Annotated in this window: 17 protein-coding genes and 1 pseudogene; 7 read left to right on the top strand and 11 right to left on the bottom strand. The window is 68.1% G+C overall.

Annotated features, from left to right (window positions below):
• The 4 genes from TSO221_RS36975 to TSO221_RS26620 form a co-directional block, all read right to left on the bottom strand.
• Nucleotides 1-1,388, bottom strand: a 1,388-nt coding sequence (locus tag TSO221_RS36975) for a NapC/NirT family cytochrome c (protein ID WP_109121541.1), incomplete at its 3' end; no start/stop codon positions are given.
• A 122-nt stretch (nt 1,389-1,510) separates the two neighbouring features.
• Complete coding sequence (locus TSO221_RS26630) at nt 1,511-3,151, bottom strand: cytochrome D1 domain-containing protein (protein WP_109121540.1); 1,641 nt, start codon at nt 3,149-3,151, stop codon at nt 1,511-1,513.
• Between the two features lie 105 nt (nt 3,152-3,256).
• On the bottom strand, nt 3,257-4,189 hold the full coding sequence (locus tag TSO221_RS26625; RefSeq protein WP_158284227.1) for a Crp/Fnr family transcriptional regulator: 933 nt from the start codon (nt 4,187-4,189) through the stop codon (nt 3,257-3,259).
• A 10-nt stretch (nt 4,190-4,199) separates the two neighbouring features.
• Entirely contained in the window at nt 4,200-4,898 is a 699-nt protein-coding gene (locus TSO221_RS26620; protein WP_109121538.1) for a cyclic nucleotide-binding domain-containing protein, read from the bottom strand.
• Nucleotides 4,899-5,119: 221 nt separating this feature from the next.
• Between TSO221_RS26620 and TSO221_RS26615 the strand changes: the two genes are divergently transcribed.
• The 6 genes from TSO221_RS26615 to TSO221_RS26590 all read left to right on the top strand — a co-directional run bounded on the left by TSO221_RS26615 (nt 5,120) and on the right by TSO221_RS26590 (nt 12,808).
• Entirely contained in the window at nt 5,120-5,572 is a 453-nt protein-coding gene (locus tag TSO221_RS26615) for a cytochrome c (protein WP_109121537.1), read from the top strand.
• A 13-nt stretch (nt 5,573-5,585) separates the two neighbouring features.
• Entirely contained in the window at nt 5,586-6,932 is a 1,347-nt protein-coding gene (locus TSO221_RS26610; protein ID WP_109121536.1) for a cbb3-type cytochrome c oxidase subunit I, read from the top strand.
• 159 nt (nt 6,933-7,091) lie between these two features.
• Nucleotides 7,092-7,901 (top strand): CbbQ/NirQ/NorQ/GpvN family protein, encoded by an 810-nt coding sequence (locus TSO221_RS26605; RefSeq protein WP_109121535.1) that lies wholly within the window; start codon nt 7,092-7,094, stop codon nt 7,899-7,901.
• A gap of 17 nt (nt 7,902-7,918) precedes the next feature.
• On the top strand, nt 7,919-9,823 hold the full coding sequence (locus tag TSO221_RS26600) for a VWA domain-containing protein (protein WP_109121534.1): 1,905 nt from the start codon (nt 7,919-7,921) through the stop codon (nt 9,821-9,823).
• 530 nt (nt 9,824-10,353) lie between these two features.
• On the top strand, nt 10,354-11,988 hold the full coding sequence (locus TSO221_RS26595) for a fumarate hydratase (protein WP_109121533.1): 1,635 nt from the start codon (nt 10,354-10,356) through the stop codon (nt 11,986-11,988).
• Between the two features lie 139 nt (nt 11,989-12,127).
• Entirely contained in the window at nt 12,128-12,808 is a 681-nt protein-coding gene (locus tag TSO221_RS26590) for an RNA pseudouridine synthase (protein ID WP_109121532.1), read from the top strand.
• 230 nt (nt 12,809-13,038) lie between these two features.
• On the opposite strand, the gene TSO221_RS26585 is transcribed toward TSO221_RS26590, so the two are convergent.
• The 3 genes from TSO221_RS26585 to TSO221_RS26575 form a co-directional block, all read right to left on the bottom strand.
• A complete protein-coding gene (locus TSO221_RS26585) occupies nt 13,039-13,638 on the bottom strand; it encodes a TIGR04282 family arsenosugar biosynthesis glycosyltransferase (RefSeq protein WP_109121531.1) in 600 nt (199 codons plus the stop codon).
• Entirely contained in the window at nt 13,635-14,306 is a 672-nt protein-coding gene (locus tag TSO221_RS26580; RefSeq protein ID WP_109121530.1) for a TIGR04283 family arsenosugar biosynthesis glycosyltransferase, read from the bottom strand. The genes TSO221_RS26585 and TSO221_RS26580 overlap by 4 nt, the downstream gene beginning before the upstream one ends.
• 80 nt (nt 14,307-14,386) lie before the next feature.
• Entirely contained in the window at nt 14,387-14,593 is a 207-nt protein-coding gene (locus TSO221_RS26575) for a hypothetical protein (protein ID WP_109121529.1), read from the bottom strand.
• 222 nt (nt 14,594-14,815) lie between these two features.
• Here TSO221_RS26575 and TSO221_RS26570 point away from each other — a divergent pair, with 222 nt between their 5' ends.
• Nucleotides 14,816-15,055, top strand: a complete 240-nt coding sequence (locus TSO221_RS26570) for a hypothetical protein (RefSeq protein ID WP_109121528.1) — start codon at nt 14,816-14,818, stop codon at nt 15,053-15,055.
• A gap of 83 nt (nt 15,056-15,138) precedes the next feature.
• On the opposite strand, the gene TSO221_RS26565 is transcribed toward TSO221_RS26570, so the two are convergent.
• The 4 genes and pseudogenes from TSO221_RS26565 to TSO221_RS26550 form a co-directional block, all read right to left on the bottom strand.
• Nucleotides 15,139-16,242, bottom strand: a complete 1,104-nt coding sequence (locus TSO221_RS26565) for a branched-chain amino acid ABC transporter substrate-binding protein (protein WP_109121527.1) — start codon at nt 16,240-16,242, stop codon at nt 15,139-15,141.
• A 152-nt stretch (nt 16,243-16,394) separates the two neighbouring features.
• Complete coding sequence (locus TSO221_RS26560; protein WP_109121526.1) at nt 16,395-16,754, bottom strand: DUF6867 family protein; 360 nt, start codon at nt 16,752-16,754, stop codon at nt 16,395-16,397.
• Complete coding sequence (locus tag TSO221_RS26555) at nt 16,754-17,464, bottom strand: ABC transporter ATP-binding protein (protein WP_109121525.1); 711 nt, start codon at nt 17,462-17,464, stop codon at nt 16,754-16,756. The genes TSO221_RS26560 and TSO221_RS26555 overlap by 1 nt, the downstream gene beginning before the upstream one ends.
• Nucleotides 17,465-17,466: 2 nt before the next feature.
• A pseudogene (locus TSO221_RS26550) lies at nt 17,467-17,603 on the bottom strand (ABC transporter ATP-binding protein); the annotation flags it as partial.

The following is a 17,603-nucleotide window of genomic DNA, read 5'->3' as shown; positions in this document are numbered from 1 at the left end:
TCCTCCACCGTGTTGCTGCCCGACTTCCAGCGCAGCAGGTCGAGGAACACGCCCTGGTCCATCAGCGCCTTCAGCTCGTCCGGCGACTTCAGCTTGTCCGCCCCGCCGCGCGGGCTGTCCTTGAGGGAGATCGCCGTGCGGGTCTGCGGCAGGTACTTGGTGACGCCGGCCCCGGCGGGCGCATCGGGCATGGAGCGGGCGTCGTGGTGGCAGGTGCTCCAGCAGCCGGAGCGGTCGGCGTCCTGCACGGTGCCCTGGTCGATCAGCATGGCCAGCTTGACCTGGTTGTCCGGGTCCATCTTGCCGCCCTCGGCGAAGGGGATCGCGACGTGCGGGCTGGCCGGCCACTGGAAGCGGAAGACCAGGTTGGTGCCGTCGTGCGCCGCCTGCACGGTCAGCGGGATCGAGGCCGGCTTGCCGGGGATCGGCGTGGTCTCCGCCTTCTTGCCCTCGACCATCTTGGCGCCCATGTCGGCCTGCTCGCCCTCGTGGCAGCCGGAGCACTGCTCGCCCTTGTTGAAGGCGCGGGCACCGCCATGGTTGGTGCCGGTCTGGATCCACTCGAACGAGGTCTGGCCGGGGTAGAACAGCGTCACCTTCTTCTCGGCGACCTTGCTCCAGTCGATGGCCGGGATGTCGGCGGAGGTCGACGCGCCACCCGGAGCCGGGGCAGCCGCCGGAGCCGCGGCGACCGCGACGGGAGCCGGGGCCGGGGCGGCCGGAGCAGGCGCGGCGGCGGGTGCAGCGGCCGGAGCGGCGGCAGCGGTCTTGACCGGCGCCGGCTTGTCCTCGGCCTTGGCGACCGTGCCGCCCTCTTCCTGCTCGAGCAGTTGATGGACCGGCTTGTGCGCGATGCCCTTGTGGCAGTCGATGCAGGTCATCTTGTCGGCGCGCGCCATCTCGTGCTGCTTCTTGGCACGCTGCTTCTGCTTGTCCGGAGCCATGCCTTCGAAGCTGTGGCAGTTGCGGCATTCCAGCGAATCGTTGGCCTTGAAGCGCGCCCACTCGTGCTTGGCGAGCTCAAGACGCTTGGCGTCGAACTTCTCGGGCGTGTTCACGCTGCCCAGGATCCAGTGGTAGACCTCGTTGGAGGCCTGGATCTTGCGCATGATCTTGTGCACCCAGTCCTTCGGCACGTGGCAGTCCGGGCAGGTCGCGCGCACGCCGGTGCGGTTCTCGAAATGGATGGTCTTCTTGTACTCGGCGTAGACGTTGTCGCGCATCTCGTGGCACGACACGCAGAAGTCCATCTGGTTGGTCGCTTCCATGGCGGTGTTGAAGCCGCCCCAGAACACGATGCCCGAAACGAAGATCACCGCCGCGCCGATCAGCGACGCGCCGAAGATCCGCCAGCGGCCGAGACGGGCCCAGAGTGTGCCCAGCGCCATGTCACCACCCATTTGATCTGATTGTAAAGAAAGGGCGGGCTTGGTTGCCCAATTGCCCGCCCCCGTTTCCCGGAAATGAGCCTACCCGGCCGGAGCCGGGTAGGATTTGACCGCAGTCAAGCTCAGTAGATGTCGTGCTGGGTGTTCAGCACGTTGAACTTGCCCGTCGGGGTGATCAGCTTCGGATCCTTGATGACGGTCTTCAGCTTGCGGGTCTTGTCGTCGAGGACGACGATCGCCGACGGGTCGGTCTTGCCGGCCCAGATCGAGAACCACACCTCGTCGCCCTTGGCGTTGTACTCGGCGTGCACGACGCGCTTGATCGCCTTGGTCTCCGGCAGCTCGGCCAGCTTGGCGACGTTGATGATCTCCGGCCCCTTGTCGAGGTTGGAGATGTCGTACACCGAGACGGACTCGGCCAGCTCACGCTCCGGATGCAGCGGGGCGTCGGCCCAGAGGTTCTTCGACTTCGGGTGCGTCTTGACGAACAGCGAGCCGGCGCCGTGGTTCTTCAGCTCGGCCACGACCTTCCAGGCGCTCTCCTTGTGCTTCTCCGGATCGGTGCCGATCAGGGTGATCACGTCGGAGCCCAGGTGCGAGGTCGCCCAGACCGGACCGAACTTCGGATGGACGAAGTTGGCGCCGCGGCCGGGGTGCGGCTTCGACTTGGTGTCCACCAGGGCGGCGAGCTTGCCTTCCTTGGTGTCCACGACCGCGACCTTGTCCGACGCGTTGGCGGCAACGAGGAAGTAACGCTTGGAAGCGTCCCAGCCGCCGTCATGCAGGAACTTGGCCGACTCGATGGTGGTTTCCTTCAGGGCCTTGATGTCGGTGTAGTCGACGAGCTTGATCATGCCCGTCTCCTTCACGTTCACCACGAACTCCGGCTTGATCGGCGACGCCACGATGGAGGCGACGCGCGGCTCCGGGTGGTAGGTGCCGTCCACGGTGTTGCCGCGGGTCGAAACGATCTTGAGCGGCTCCAGGGTCAGGCCGTCCATGATCACGTACTGCGGCGGCCAGTAACCGCCGGCGATCGCGTACTTGTCCTCGAAGCCCTTGGACTTCGACGTCTCGACCGAGCGGGCGTCGAGCGCGGTCTTGATCGTCGCGACGACCTCCGGCTTCTCCATCCACAGGTCGATCATGTCCAGCTTGCCGTCGCGGCCGATCACGTAGACGTAGCGGCCCGAAGCGGAGATGCGGGAGATGTGGACGGCGTAGCCGGTCTTGACGATGTTCCAGATCTTGTGCGTGTCGCCGTCGATCAGGGCGACCTCGCCGGTGTCGCGCAGCGTCACCGAGAACACGTTGTCCAGGTTGACGTTGTTCAGCTTCTTGGTCGGGCGCTTGTCCGCCGGGATCGTGACCTTCCAGCTGTCCTTCATCTCCTTCATGCCCCACTCGGGCGGAGCGTCGGGAGTCATCTGGATGTAGGTGGCGACGTTCTTGATCTCATCCTTGCTCAGGATGTCGTCGAAGTTCGGCATGCCGCCTTCGGTGCCGAGCGTCAGGATCTTCTCCAGGCGCTGCTGGCCGAGCTTCTTGGTGGCCTCCGGCTCCAGGTTCTTGCCGGTCGCACCCTTGCGCAGCACGCCGTGGCAGCCCGCGCAACGCTCGAAATAGATCTTCGCGCTTTGATCCTTGGCTTCCTTCGCCAGCGACGGGTCCGCCGACTGAGCCGAAGCGGAGACCGGCGCCAACGCCAGCAACGCCGGAAGCGCCACCGACGCGGCCCAAAGGGCCCGACTGCTCCACCGCATATTTGTTCTCCCAAGACATGAGGCAATTACCAGACCGCTTATAGGAGTGGCCCCATGCCCCAACCTTGACTTTGGTCAACCTCCCGGGAGTGCTAATTATTGGGCCTAAGCAGAAAGGCGTGTGGTCGGGAATCGTAGGATTTCTGCCGCTTTTTTGGGCTCGGGCGTGCCGGCGCCGGGATCGGCCGCCGCGTCCTGCCGGGGCGCCGCACCGACGTGGTCATTTCGCCGCACCTCGTTTTGCGTGGGACTTTCCGTCGGCGCGTCCTCGCCGCACAGATACAGGCGGCGCAGGCGCGCGACATCCTCGACGTGCACCGTGTTGCCGGTGGTGCGCACGCCGAAGGCGCGCAGCCGGCCGAGCACGCGCGACAGGCTCTCCGGCTCCATGCCTAAGCGGCTGGCGATGATGACCTTCTTGAGCGGCAGCACGGCGCTGGCCGGCCCCTCGTCGCAGGGGATCAGCGACAGCAGGAAGCCGCAGACGCGGCGGATCGGCGTGTGCTCGCGCAGGGCCCGCACCTCGCGCCGCAGGTGGCGGTTCCAGTGGCTGAGCGCCGAGAGCATGCGGCAGGCGAGGTCGCGGTTCTGTTTCAGGCCGGCCAGGAACGGCTCGGAGCGCACGCGCACCAGCGCGGCGTCCTCGATCACCTCGGCGCTGACCGGGTAGTGGCCGCTGGCGAACATGGCGCCCTCGGCGAAGGAGGAGACCGGCTCGACCACCTCGACGATGCTCTCCTTGCCGTCCTCCAGCAGGGCGAACAGCTTCACCCGGCCGGCCAGCAGGATGAAGAAGGCGTCGGCAGGGTCGCCGGCCTCGAACAGCATGGCGTGGTTGCCGTGCGATTCGATCATCGCGTTGCCGAGCAGGTCGCCCAGCACGTCGGACGGCACTTTCTCGAAGATCGGCAGGTCGGCGACCAGCGCCGGGTCGAGCCGCTGGCGCCGGCACCCCTTGGCGGAGCGGCAGCGGCCGGGCGCCCCGGCGGGAGCCCGCAGCGGGCAGATCTTGGCGTAGGCCCCGAGGCCGCAGGTCATGGCATCGCCCTCATGAGTCCAGATCGGCGCGGCAGAAGCGGCGCAGCGCGCCGAGGTCATCCACCAGCACGTCGTCGGCGCGCGCCGTCACCCCGTGCGGGCGCAGCTTGGCGAAGGCGCGCGACAGGCTCTCCGGCTGCATGCCCAGCCGCTCGGCGAGCTGGTTCTTGCCGCACGGCAGCGGCAGCCGCATCCGGCCGTCGCGCGGCTCGCCCGCCAGCCCGAGCAGGAAGTTGGCCAGACGCCGCGTGGTGCAGCGCAGCTTCAGTTCGGTGATCTCGTGGATCATGCCGCGCAGCCGCGCCGACGCCCCGGCGAGCAAGGCCAGCGCCACCTCGAACCGCTCGTCCAGGTGCTCCAGGAACGGCCCGGCCGCGACCGCCAGCGTGCGCGACGGCAGCAGCGCACGCGCCGTGACGCCGTGCGCGCCGCGGTCGAACACCGCCTCGTCGCCCGCCACGTCGCCGGGGGAGAGCAGGTCGAGCACCACCGAATCGTCGGCGGCGTCGTTGGCCACCGGAGCACACAGGCCGACGCTGCCCTCCAGCAGCACGTGGAACCGGTCGGCGTCGTCGCCGGCGGTGAACAGCACGTCGCCGGCCTCGAACCGCGCCACCACGCCGTAACCGACGAGGCGCCGCAGGTCGGTGGGGGCCAGCAGGCTGAGGAACGGGCTCTTCGCGACGGTCCTGACGAGGTCCGCATCCATGGGCGTGGGGTCCGCAACTGATCTTCGTCAGACCCTATGTCCCATGACCCGTGATCCCGCTTGACCGCAGTCAAGGATACCGCTCCGCAGCCGGGGAATATGGGAGCACCCTGGCGATGGTGCCCGCGGTCGCGGCCGCCGCCATTCGGAAATTTGAACCTCTCCGTACACCAGGGCAGGAGGGGTTCTCGCATGCATACCTTGCAACAAGGATCCACGCGATGACGGAGCGTTTCACAAAGGCGGCAGCGCGGAACATCTTTTTCGGCGGCTCGCTCTTCTTCTTCGTGGTGTTCATCTCGCTGGTCGCGATGAGCCACAACTACATCCTCAACAAAAGCACGAACACGGCAACGCTCACGGACGACGTCGCGCGCGGCAAACACGTCTGGGAGAAGCACGCGTGCATCAACTGCCACTCGCTGCTGGGTGAAGGCGCCTACTTCGCGCCGGAACTGGGCAACGTGTGGGTCCGCTACGGCGGCGACAAGGACGCGGAAGGCGCCACCAGCGCGCTGAAGGGCTGGATGGCTGCTCAGCCGTCGCGCGTCGAGGGCCGTCGTCAGATGCCGCAGTTCAACCTGTCCGACAAGGAACTGGACGATCTGATCGCCTTCTTCCGTTGGACGAACTCGATCAACACCCAGAACTGGCCCCCCAAGGTGTCCGGCTGAGGAGACTTGATCCATGAAGTACGCTACGCAAAAAGTCGCCCTGCCCTACTTCTACGGAGCCCTGCTGCTCTTCGCGGTGCAGGTTCTGGTCGGTATCCTGGCGGGTGCGGTCTATGTCATGCCGAACCTGTTGTCGGAGCTGCTGCCCTTCAACATCCTGCGGATGATCCACACGAACGCTCTGATCGTGTGGCTGCTGATGGGCTTCTTCGGCGCCGCCTACTACCTGATCCCGGAAGAGTCCGAGCGTGAGATCCACAGCCCGACGATTGCCTACGTGCAGTTCGGCCTGTTCATGTTCGGCGCGCTGGCCGCGGTCGTCGGCTACGTCTTCCGCATCCACGAGGGGCGCGAGTTCCTCGAGCAGCCGCTGTGGATCAAGGCCGCCATCGTCGTGGTGGCGCTCATGTTCCTCTACAACGTCAGCCTGACGGTGTTGAAGGGCCGCAAGACGGTCATCACCAACATCCTGCTGATGGGCCTGTGGGGCATCGCGCTGTTCTTCCTGTTCGCCTTCTACAACCCGGCGAACCTGGCGCTCGACAAGATGTACTGGTGGTTCGTCGTCCACCTGTGGGTCGAGGGCGTGTGGGAACTGGTGATGGCCTCGATCCTCGCCTTCCTGATGATCAAGATGACCGGCGTTGACCGCGAGGTCGTCGAGAAGTGGCTGTACGCCATCGTCGGCCTGGCGCTGTTCTCGGGCATCCTGGGCACCGGCCACCACTTCTACTGGATCGGCACGCCGGGCTACTGGCAGTGGATCGGCTCGCTGTTCTCGACGCTGGAAGTGGCGCCGTTCTTCGCCATGGTCGTGTTCGCCTTCATGATGGTCTACAAGGGCGGCCGCAACCACCCGAACAAGGCCGCCATGCTGTGGTCGCTCGGCTGCTCGGTGTTCGCGTTCTTCGGCGCCGGCCTGTGGGGCTTCCTCCACACGCTCGCCCCGATCAACTACTACTCGCACGGCACGCAGGTCACCGCGGCGCACGGCCACCTGGCCTTCTACGGCGCCTACGTGATGATCAACCTGGCCATCATCACCTACGCCATGCCCCTGCTGCGCGGCCGCGAGCCGTACAACCAGGTGCTCAACATGTGGAGCTTCTGGCTGATCAGCTCGGGCGTCGCCTTCATGACCTTCGCTCTGACCGTCGCGGGCGTCGTGCAGGTCCACCTGCAGCGCGTGCTCGGCATGGGCTACATGGAGGTGCAGGACCAGATCGGCCTGTTCTACTGGATGCGCCTCGGCTCCGGCCTGGTGATCCTGGTGGGTGTGCTGCTGTACATCTACTCGGTCGTCGGCCCAGTGATGGCCGCCAAGCCGGCCCGCACCAGCAGCCTGCAGCCCGCCGAATAAGCGCGGTCTGCGACAAGAACCCCGCCGGTGCCAACCGGCGGGGTTTTTTGTTGTCTGGTCGATGCGACCATGTCGCAACCAACTTGACGATGGTCAAGGGAAGCCGGACCGCCCCGGTCAACTATGTCCATAGCAGTCGAATCCCCCGGAGATGCCCCGATGTCCGTCACCCCGCTCGCCGCCGCGCACGCCGCCGACGCCCCCTACTACCAGCCGATCGGCGACGAGTGCGAGCTGTTCGAGCACGCCTACCGCCACCAGCTGCCGATGCTGCTGAAGGGTCCGACCGGCTGCGGCAAGACCCGGTTCGTCGCGCACATGGCGGCCAAGCTCGGGCGTCCCCTCTACACCGTGTCGTGCCACGATGACCTGACCGCCGCCGACCTCACCGGCCGCTACCTCATCAAGGGCGGCGACACCGTGTGGGTGGACGGGCCGCTGACCCGCGCCGTGCGCGAGGGCGCCATCTGCTACCTGGACGAGGTCATCGAGGCGCGCAAGGACGTCACCGTCGTGCTGCACCCGCTGACCGACGACCGCCGCATCCTGCCCATCGACCGCACCGGCGAGACGCTGGAGGCGCCGGACAACTTCATGCTGGTCGTCTCCTACAACCCCGGCTACCAGAACGTCCTGAAGGCGCTGAAGCCGTCCACCCGCCAGCGCTTCATGGCGATGGAGTTCGACTTCCCGCCGGCCGAGCTGGAGATCGAGGTGGTCGCCAAGGAAAGCGGCCTGGCCAAGGAGAAGGTCGTGCCGCTGGTCCGCCTCGCCAACGCGCTGCGCGACCTCAAGGGCCAGGACCTGGAGGAAGGCGTGTCGACCCGCCTGCTGGTCTACTGCGCCACGCTGATCCGCTCGGGCATCAAGCCGGACCGCGCCATCCGCGCGGCCATGCTGGAGCCGCTGACCGACGACACCGACGTCCGTCAGGCGCTGCTGCGCGTCGCTCAGATCACGTTGGGCTGATCCGGGGGTAAAGCACCATGGGCATCTTCGAGCCGGAGGAGCTGGTCGGGCGCCATTGGCACCGGCTGGTCGGCAACCGCTCCAGCTATCCGCACCATCCCCAGGCCGCGGTGGCGCTGGAGGGGCTGCGCCACCGGCTCGCGGTGTTCTACCGCGGCCTGGGCGGCGACCACGGCGTGCGGCTGGCCGCCGGCGCCAAGGCCGAGTCCGGGCACCGGCTGTCGCTGCTCGACCGCATCGGCCTGGGCGTGGAGAAGGTGGACAAGGCGAGGCTGGACGGCGAGGTCCTGCAACTTCCGCCTTCCATCGACCTGTTCCCCGAGGCGCGGCTGAACGAGCTGCTGTACGAGTGGCTGGCGGCGTTCTTCGCACACGCCGAACCGCTCGGCGACCGGCCGGACGATCCTCTGCAGGCCGACGTGCAGGCGCTGCGCGCCACGGCGCGGGCGGTGCGCCGGGCGCTAGCGCGCTTCCCCGGCCTGCGGCCGATCCACACGGAACTCGCCGCGGCGACGCTCGCCGCCCGGCCGAAGCGCACGCTGCCCAAGCCGGAGAGGGAGGTCGAGGAGGCGGTGGCGGCGCTGCTCGCCGATCCCGACGCCACCGCGCACCGCATGCTGAACGAGGCGGTGCCGCTGGAGCTGTTCAAGGCGCAGCACGGCTACCAGCCGTTCCTGCCGGTGCCGCTGTGGGGCGAGGCGATCAACCGCCCGCCCGGCGAGGCCGTCGAGCGCCCGGACGACGACAGCGAATCCGGCGGCGGCGAGGAGAAGGACAGCCAGCGCCGCAAGGCCAGCCGCCGCGACAGCGACCAGACCAACCGCGACGACCCGCTGATCCTCAACCGCTTCGACACGATGATGTCGATCGCGGAGATGGTGAACCTCAACCGCAAGACCGAGGACGACGACCAGGACAGCGCGCAGAAGGCGGTGGAGGAGACCGACGAGATCTCGCTGGGCCAGAACGACCGCAAGACCTCCACCAAGCTGAAGCTCGACCTCGACATCGCGCCGGGCGCCGCCGACACCGGGCCGATCCGCGCCGAGATCACCTATCCCGAGTGGGACTACCACCGCGGCGTCTACCACAAGGACTACTGCCGCGTCGTCGCCGAGCCGGCCGCCGAGGAGGGCGAGGACTGGGAGCCGGACGACGCCTCGCGCCGCCGCATCCGCGCCGTGCGCCGGCAGTTCGAGGCGCTGCGGCCCCGCCGCATGGTCTTCCCCGGCCAGCCGGACGGCGACGAGGTCGACCTCAACGCCCTGGTGCGCAGCCACGCCGACAAGCGGGCCGGCGGCATCGCCAACGAGCGCGTCTACCTCCAGGTCCGCAACGCCCTGCCCGACCTGGCGGTGGCGGTGCTGGTGGACGTGTCGCTGTCCACCGACTCGTGGATCGAGGACCGCCGCGTGCTCGACGTGGAGAAGGAGGCGCTGCTGGCGCTGACACACGGCCTGACCGCCTGCGGCGACAGCCACGCGGTGTACGCCTTCACCTCGAAGAAGCGGTCCTTCGTCAACGTGAAGACGCTGAAGGACTTCGACGAGACGGTGTCGCCGAAGATCGACCGGCGGATCCAGGCGCTGAAGCCCGGCCACTACACCCGCATCGGTGCGGCACTTCGTCACGTCACCACAAAACTGGCCGAGCGGCCGAACCGGCAGAAGCTGGTGATCCTGCTGTCCGACGGCAAGCCGAACGACATGGACCACTACGAGGGCCGCTACGGCATCGAGGACACCCGCAAGGCGGTGCTGGAGGCGCGCAAGGAAGGGCTGGCGGTGTTCGGCATCACCGTGGACGCGCACGCGCGGGACTATTTCCCGACGCTGTTCGGGCGCGGGGCCTACGCGATCTTCCCGCACATCAGCCGGCTGACCGTGGCTTTGCCGGCGCTGTACAGGCAGCTGGCGCGCTGATTCTCTGAGGTTTTGCCCCCACCCCATCCCTCCCCCGCTCTCGGCGGATCTGAAAGATCCGCCGAGAGCGGGGGGTGTTGCTTGCGCTGCCCTGCGAAACGGCAGAGTTCCCTCCCCCGCCCAGCGGGGGAGGGTTAGGGTGGGGGTATCCGCTGCAATTCCCCCACATCCACCCCACTTGATTATTATCAAAATTCCCGTCGCGCCTCACGAACACACGTCTTTTTGGAACGATTCTCAAGGCTTGACCGGCGTCAAGGTGGAGCTTCCGCTTTTTGCCTAGAAACAAAGGCGAAGATCACTTCGCTGGTCTTTAGCCACGCACTGCGTGGCACCATCTCTCCCATAGGATGCCCCTTAGCGTCCCTCGACGACATCGAGGGACGCTTTTTTTTGCCCGGACGGCACCGCGACCCAAACCGTTGTGCCCCGGCCGAAGGGGTGTATAAGGGGGGCCGAAAATGCGCCCTCCCCGTTGCGCGCCTTCGGCGCCGCCGGAGGCGGAGTTCAAACCGGAAGGAACGCCTTTCATGCCCGACGACAGCAGCCTGGCCCGCGGCGCCAACAGCCTCTTCCCGCTCGGCAAGGACGAGACCCAGTACCGCAAGCTCACCTCCGACCACGTCTCCGTCGTCGAGTTCGACGGCGAACAGGTCGTCAAGGTCGAGCCGGAGGGCCTGCGCCTGCTCGCCGAGGCGGCGTTCTGTGACATCAACCACCTGCTGCGCCCCGGCCACCTCCAGCAGCTGCGCAACATCCTCGACGACGGGGAAGCCTCGTCGAACGACAAGTTCGTCGCGCTCGACCTGCTGAAGAACGCCAACATCGCCGCCGCCGGCACGCTGCCGATGTGCCAGGACACCGGCACCGCCATCGTCATGGGCAAGAAGGGCCGCCGCGTCTTCACCAAGGGCGGGGACGAGGAGGCGCTGTCCATCGGCGCCCGCGACGCCTACCTGAAGCGCAACCTGCGCTACAGCCAGCTGGCGCCGCTGTCGATGTACGAGGAGAAGAACACCCGCAACAACCTGCCCGGCCAGATCGAGATCTACGCCGAGGGCGAGGACGCCTACAAGTTCCTGTTCATGGCCAAGGGCGGCGGCTCGGCCAACAAGACCTTCCTGCATCAGGCGACCCCGTCGGTGCTGGCGCCGGACCGGCTGCTGAAGTTCCTCGAGGACAAGATCAAGTACCTCGGCACCTCGGCCTGCCCGCCCTACCACCTCGCCGTGGTGATCGGCGGCCTGTCGGCCGAGCAGAACCTGAAGACGGTCAAGCTGGCCTCGGCGCGCTACTACGACAGCCTGCCGACCGCGGGCTCCGAGGACGGCCACGCCTACCGCGACCTGGAGATGGAAGCGGCGATCCACAAGCTGACGCAGGGCATGGGCATCGGCGCACAGTTCGGCGGCAAGTACTTCTGCCACGACGTGCGCGTCATCCGCCTGCCGCGCCACGGCGCCTCGCTGCCCATCGGCATCGGCGTGTCGTGCTCGGCCGACCGTCAGGCGCTGGGCAAGATCACCAAGGACGGCATCTTCCTGGAACAGCTGGAGCGCGATCCCGCCAAGTACCTGCCGGAGGTCGAGGACAGCCAGCTCTCCGGCGAGGTGGTGAAGATCGACCTCACCAAGCCGATGACCGAGATCCGCGCCATCCTCAGCCAGTACCCGATCCGCACCCGCGTCTCGCTGAGCGGCCCGCTGATCGTCGCCCGCGATCTGGCGCACGCCAAGCTGCGCGCCCGCCTGGACGCCGGCGAGCCGCTGCCCGACTACTTCAAGAACCACCCGATCTACTACGCCGGCCCGGCCAAGACGCCGGAGGGCATGCCCTCGGGTTCCTTCGGCCCGACCACGGCCGGCCGCATGGACAGCTTCGTCGATCAGTTCCAGGCGGCGGGCGGCTCGTTCGTCATGCTCGCCAAGGGCAACCGCAGCCCCGAGGTGACCGAGGCCTGCAAGAAGTACGGCGGCTTCTACCTGGGCTCGATCGGCGGCGCGGCCGCCCGTCTGGCGCAGGACTGCATCAAGAAGGTCGAGGTGGTCGAGTACCCCGAGCTGGGCATGGAAGCCATCTGGCGCATCGAGGTGGAGGACTTCCCCGCCTTCGTCATCGTCGATGACAAGGGCAACGACTTCTTCAAGGAACTGAAGCTGCCGTAATGACCGCCGACGCTTGCCCCCACCCTCCCCACGCCCTCCGGCGCGGGTCCCCTCCCTCCCCCGCTTCGCAGGGGAGGGCAAGGAAAGCCCCCCTCCCCTGCGAAGCGGGGGAGGGTCGGGGTGGGGGCAAGTGCACACCATGACCCCCGACCAGATCCAGGCCCGCGTCCTCCACCGGGACGGCCTTATGCTCGTCATCGACAAGCCGGCGGGGCTGGCCGTGCACGCCGGGCCGGGAGGGGGCGATAACCTGGAGCGCTATTTCGACCACCTCCGTTTCGGCTTCCCGAAGCCACCGGGGCTGGCGCACCGGCTGGACCGCGACACCTCGGGCTGCCTGGTGCTGGGGCGGCACCCGAAGGCGCTGCGGCGGCTGGGCAAGCTGTTCCAGGAGGGGCGGGTCGGCAAGACCTACTGGGCGGTGTGCGCTGGCGCGCCGCCGGCCGAGCAGGGCCGCATCGAGCTGCCGCTGAAGAAGCAGACCAACCGCACCGGCGGCTGGCGCATCGTCACCGCCGAGGACGGGCAGAGCGCCGTCACCGACTATGAGGTGCTGGGCCGCGCCGAGGGGATGAGCTGGGTCGCCTTCCACCCGCACACCGGGCGCACGCACCAGATCCGCGTGCACGCCGCGTCCATGGGCTGCCCGCTGCTCGGCGACCCGCAATACGGCGGGCCGGAGGGCCGGCTGCACCTGCATTCGCGCGCCGTCGAACTGCCGCTCTACCCGAAGAAGCCGCCGGTCGCGGTGACCGCGCCGGTGCCGGCGCACATGCTGACGGCGCTGACCGCCTGCGGTTTCGATCCCGACCGGGACTGAGCGAATCGCGACTGCTACGCGCGGCGGCGTCCGGCGCCGGCCCGGCAGGTACCGGGCGCATTAAGACCGGCGCCGGCGAAGGCGACGCCAAGAATCAGCGTGGTGTAGCGAGACCACATGGGATCCTCCATCGAAACACGGTCTGGAGTCGAGTACGGCCAAAACACCGGTGCGGTTCAGTTACACCGCCCCATCAGAAGTGATACCGCCGGCGCGATACTCTGGCCGGATCACCCCTGCCGGGCCCGCCAGCGCCGCCAGCCCCCGGCGTCGTCGATGTCGTCCAGCGTATCGACGAAGGCCACTTTGGCGGCGTGTGGCACCCCCGCCAGCGTGTCGGCCAGCGCGTGCTCGCTCGACCAGCGGACATGGCGGAACAGCCCGCGCGGCACCGCGCCGCGGCGGGCCGCGCCGACCAACCAGTAGCCGCCGTCCGCCGCCGGCCCGAAGACGAACGCCGCCCGTCCGAGGGCCCGGAATGCGGCGGCGATGCGCGTCGCGTCGGCATCCGGGATGTCGCTGCCGACGATGAGCGCCGGGCCGGGCGGCAGCCGGCGCAGCGGCCGGGCCATGCGCGCACCCAGGTCGCCGCCCCCCTGCGGGACCACCTGCGTCCCCCTCGGCCAGACGCGGGAGCGCGCGGCGCGGTCGGGCGTCACCGCCAGCCAGACGCGCCAGCGTGGATCGCGTCCGACGCGGCGCAGCAGCCCCTCCAGCGTCCGCCGGTAGAAGCGCAGCGCCTCCAGCGCACCGATGCCGCGGGCAAGCCGGCTCTTGACCCGGCCGAGGCGCGGTTCGCGCGCGAAGACGACGAGATGGCGGGCGGTCATCCGTACAGCCGCCGGATCAACCGGGGCGGGACGCCGACGAAGTACAGGGACAGGCAGGCGAGGTTGCGCGCCGGGCGCAGCAGCCAGCCGTCGCGCTCGTAGCGGACCGCGGAGGAGATGGCCTCGGCGTCCAGCGGCACGAGGCGCCTTCGGCCGACTCGGCGGACGAGGTCTACGTCTTCCATCAGCGGCAGCGGCCGGAACCCGCCGAGCGTTTCGTAGAATGGCCGCGCGATCAGCAGCCCCTGGTCGCCGTACGGCAGCCCGAGCCCCCGGCTGCGCCACGCCACCGCCCGCTCCCAGCGGCGCGCCATGGGCGAGGCGCTGTCGAAGCGCAGGCGGAAATAGCCGGCGCGCTCGGCGTTGTCAGGGGCGTCGATGTGCCGCGCCACGGCCTCCCGCCAGCCCGCCCCGAGCCGGGTGTCGGCGTGCAGGAACAACAGCCAGGGCGCGCCGCCCGCCGCCGCTCCGGCCGCACATTGCGGTCCCCGTCCCCGCGGCGCCCGGAGCACCCGCGCCCCCAGGGCGGCGGCGACATCCGCCGTGCCGTCGGCGGACCCGCCGTCGGCGACGATCACCCCCGCTCCGCCCCCGAGCCCCGCTAGGGTCGCCGGCAGCATGCCGGCGGCGTTCAGGCACGGGATGACGATGTCGAGGCGCTGCTCCATGGGACGGAGTATCGCATGCGAAAGCCGCCGGACGCACGGGCGCCGGCGGCATCGTCGGGATCAGGGGAACCGCGGCTGAATCAGCCTTCCAGCCACTCGAACTGGTGGGGGTCGAGCAGGGTGACGACGGCCAGGGTCTTCAACGTGTGCGGGTCGTCCGCGCGCTTCATCTGGGCGTGCTGGGTGCCCATGCCGTCCTTGCGGATCGCCACCACTTCCCAGACCCCGCCGCCGGGACCGAGCTTGCGGAACATCTGCCCTTCGACGATCTCGCGCTTTCTGCGCATGCCCGTTCTCCAACACCGAGAGGCCGGCGAGCGACGGCGGCCGGCATCCGCATTCAAACACGAAACGCCCCCGGTCTGGCGAGTGTCCGTTATAGGGCGGACACGCATGGCCGCATTTTGTAACCGGCCTGCAACAGCCACCCCTATTGAGCACCCCCGCAGCGCAGCAAAAACTCGTAAGTCCGTCTGGAACAGAACGGCCCAGGTGCGGTTCATTACGGTATGAAGACCGACACCGACGTGCTTCTTTTCGCGACTCGCCTGGTCGATGAGATGGGCGAAGCCGCGGTCCGCATCAGCCGCGTTCGACTCGTCGAACTGACGGCCACCAACAATCTCAGGGCAGCGGCGTTCTGGCGCGACGTGATGCGCGCTTCCGAGCAGTTGCTGGCGCAGCGCTCCCCGGCGATGGTGCCTGGGGCCGCGTCGGCGGCACCGTTGTCCAGGGGACTCACGACCTAGACGCCGATGCCGCAATGCGAAAGAGCCCGGCGGTTTCCCGCCGGGCCCCTCGTTGCGTCCGTATGATACGCTTGCTTGAAGTCTTACTTCACCTGGGCGTACTTGCCGTCGGCGTTCCAGCGGTACCAGACGTAGGCCGGCGTGGTCACGTCGCCCTTGCCGTCGAAGCCGATCGACCCGATGACGGTCGAGAACTTCTCCTTCTGCAGGATCGGGCCGACCTTGCCCACCTCGGTCGAGTTGGCCTTGCGCACGGCGTCGGCCCAGATCTGCAAGGCGGCGTAGGTGTAGAGGGTGTAGCCCTCCGGCTCGTAGCCGGCCTTGCGGAACTTCTCGACCACCGCCTTGGCGTCCGTCATCTCGCGCGGATCCGGACCGAAGGTCATCATGGTGCCCTCGCCGGCCGGACCGGTGATCGACCAGTACTCGTTGGTCACCAGCGCGTCGCCCGACACGATCGGGGCCTTCAGGCCCTGGTCCTTCATCTGGCGGGCGATCAGGCCGGCCTCGGTGTGGTAGCCGCCGATGTAGACGACGTCCACGGCCTCCTGCTTCAGCTTCGAGACCAGCGCCGAGTAGTCCTTTTCACCGGCGGTGTAGGCCTCGTAGAGCTTCTCCTTGGTGCCGGCGCCGTTCAGCGCCTTCTGCGTCTCGTCGGCGAGGCCCTTACCGTAGGCCGACTTGTCGTGCAGGATGGCGACGTTCTTGCCCTTGTACTTCTCGACGAGGTACGCGCCGGCGATCTTGCCCTGCTGGTCGTCACGGCCGCAGACGCGGAAGACGTTCTTGAAGCCCTGCTCGGTCAGCTTCGGGTTGGTCGAGGCCGGGGACATCTGCAGGACGCCCTCCTCGTTGTAGACCTGGCTGGCCGGGATCGAGGAGCCCGAGCAGAAGTGGCCGGCCACAAACTTCACGCCGGCCTTGGCCAGCTGGTTGGCGACGGCCACCGCCTGCTTCGGGTCGCAGGCGTCGTCGCCCACTTCCAGCTTCAGCTTCTGGCCGAGAAGACCGCCGGCGGCGTTGATATCCGCCACGGCCATCTCCATGCCCTTCTTCATCTGCTCGCCGAAGGTGGCGTACTGGCCGGTGATCGGGCCTGCGGTGGCGACGGCGATGTCGGCCTTGGCCGAGGTGGCGCCCAGCGCGGTGGCCGCGACAGCGGCGAGGAGGAGATGCTTGTAGTTCATTATACGGTTCGCTCCCTGTTGTGAGTCACACCCTGAGCCCTGCCGTGGGCCCTTGCCGCCGGCCCCGCTTTGGCGCGAAGTCCGGTGGAATTGCTTCTACTATAGTCCGTCCGCCCTGCGATGCGACACATCGCCTAAGGCCATAGAGGGGTTCATCCGGCGATCCGCGCGCCGATCTTCTCGCGCCAGTCGAACGGGCCCGAGCGCTCGTACAGCCACGGGTACTGCGACACCATGCGGTGCGCCAGCGCCATGCGGTACGACACCCAGGTGATCCCCAGGATCGCCGCCGCGTGCACGACGAAGCCCGGCAGGTGCAGCAGCGGCCCACCGAACAGCGCGAAGACCAGGAAGCGGTCGCCCAGCCCCATCATGAGCGAATAGGCGAACACCATGCCCACCGGCTTCCAGCCCTCCGCCAGCGCTTGGCCGGTGAGGTAGCCGCAGCCGCCGAACACCAGCAGCGTCAGCCCGATGAACACGGGCAGCGAGGATCCGAAAACGGCGTCCATCAATGGCCTCCTTCGAGATAGGCGGCGCGGACTTCCGGATCGGCCAGCAGCTGCGCGCCGGTGCCGCTCATGGTGATGCGGCCGGTCACCATGACGTAGCCGCGGTGGGCGAGCTTCAGCGCGTGGAAGGCGTTCTGTTCGACCATGAAGACGGTCATCTTCTGCTCGCGGTTGATCTCCTTGATGACCTGGAAGATCTGCTTCACCACCAGCGGCGCCAGACCGAGCGACGGCTCGTCAAGCAACAGCAGGCGCGGCTGGCTCATCAGCGCCCGGCCGATGGCGAGCATCTGCTGCTCGCCGCCGGACATGGTGCCGGCGCGCTGGTGCATGCGTTCCTTCAGGCGCGGGAACAGGTGGAACACCCGCTCCAGCTCGCGCTCGAAGCTGCCCGGCTGCGCGGTGATGGAGCCCATCTGCAGGTTCTCCAGCACCGACATGCGCGGGAAGATGCGCCGGCCCTCGGGCGACTGGGCGATGCCGCGCCGCACGATCTCGTAGGTCGGCAGCTTGGTGATTTCCTCGCCCTCGAAGGTGATGCGGCCCTGCCGCGCCTGCGGCGTGCCGCAGATGGTCATCAGCAGCGTCGACTTCCCCGCGCCGTTGGCGCCGATCAGCGTGACGATCTCGCCCTCGTTGATGTCCACGTCCACGCCCTTCAACGCCTCGATGGCGCCGTAATAGGTGTGGACCCCGGATACCTTGAGCATGCTCATGCTCCCTCCCCGGCCCGGTGGGCGGCGTCTGACGTTTGGGGGGGCGGCACGTCCTTGGCGATCTCAGGCGGCAGGTCTTCGCTCTCCTCCTCGCCGAGGTAGGCGCGGATCACCGCCGGGTCGTTCTTCACCT

Origin of the sequence: Azospirillum sp. TSO22-1, from assembly GCF_003116015.1 — a bacterium.
GTDB lineage: Bacteria > Pseudomonadota > Alphaproteobacteria > Azospirillales > Azospirillaceae > Azospirillum.
This window is presented reverse-complemented; position numbering and strand designations above follow the sequence as displayed.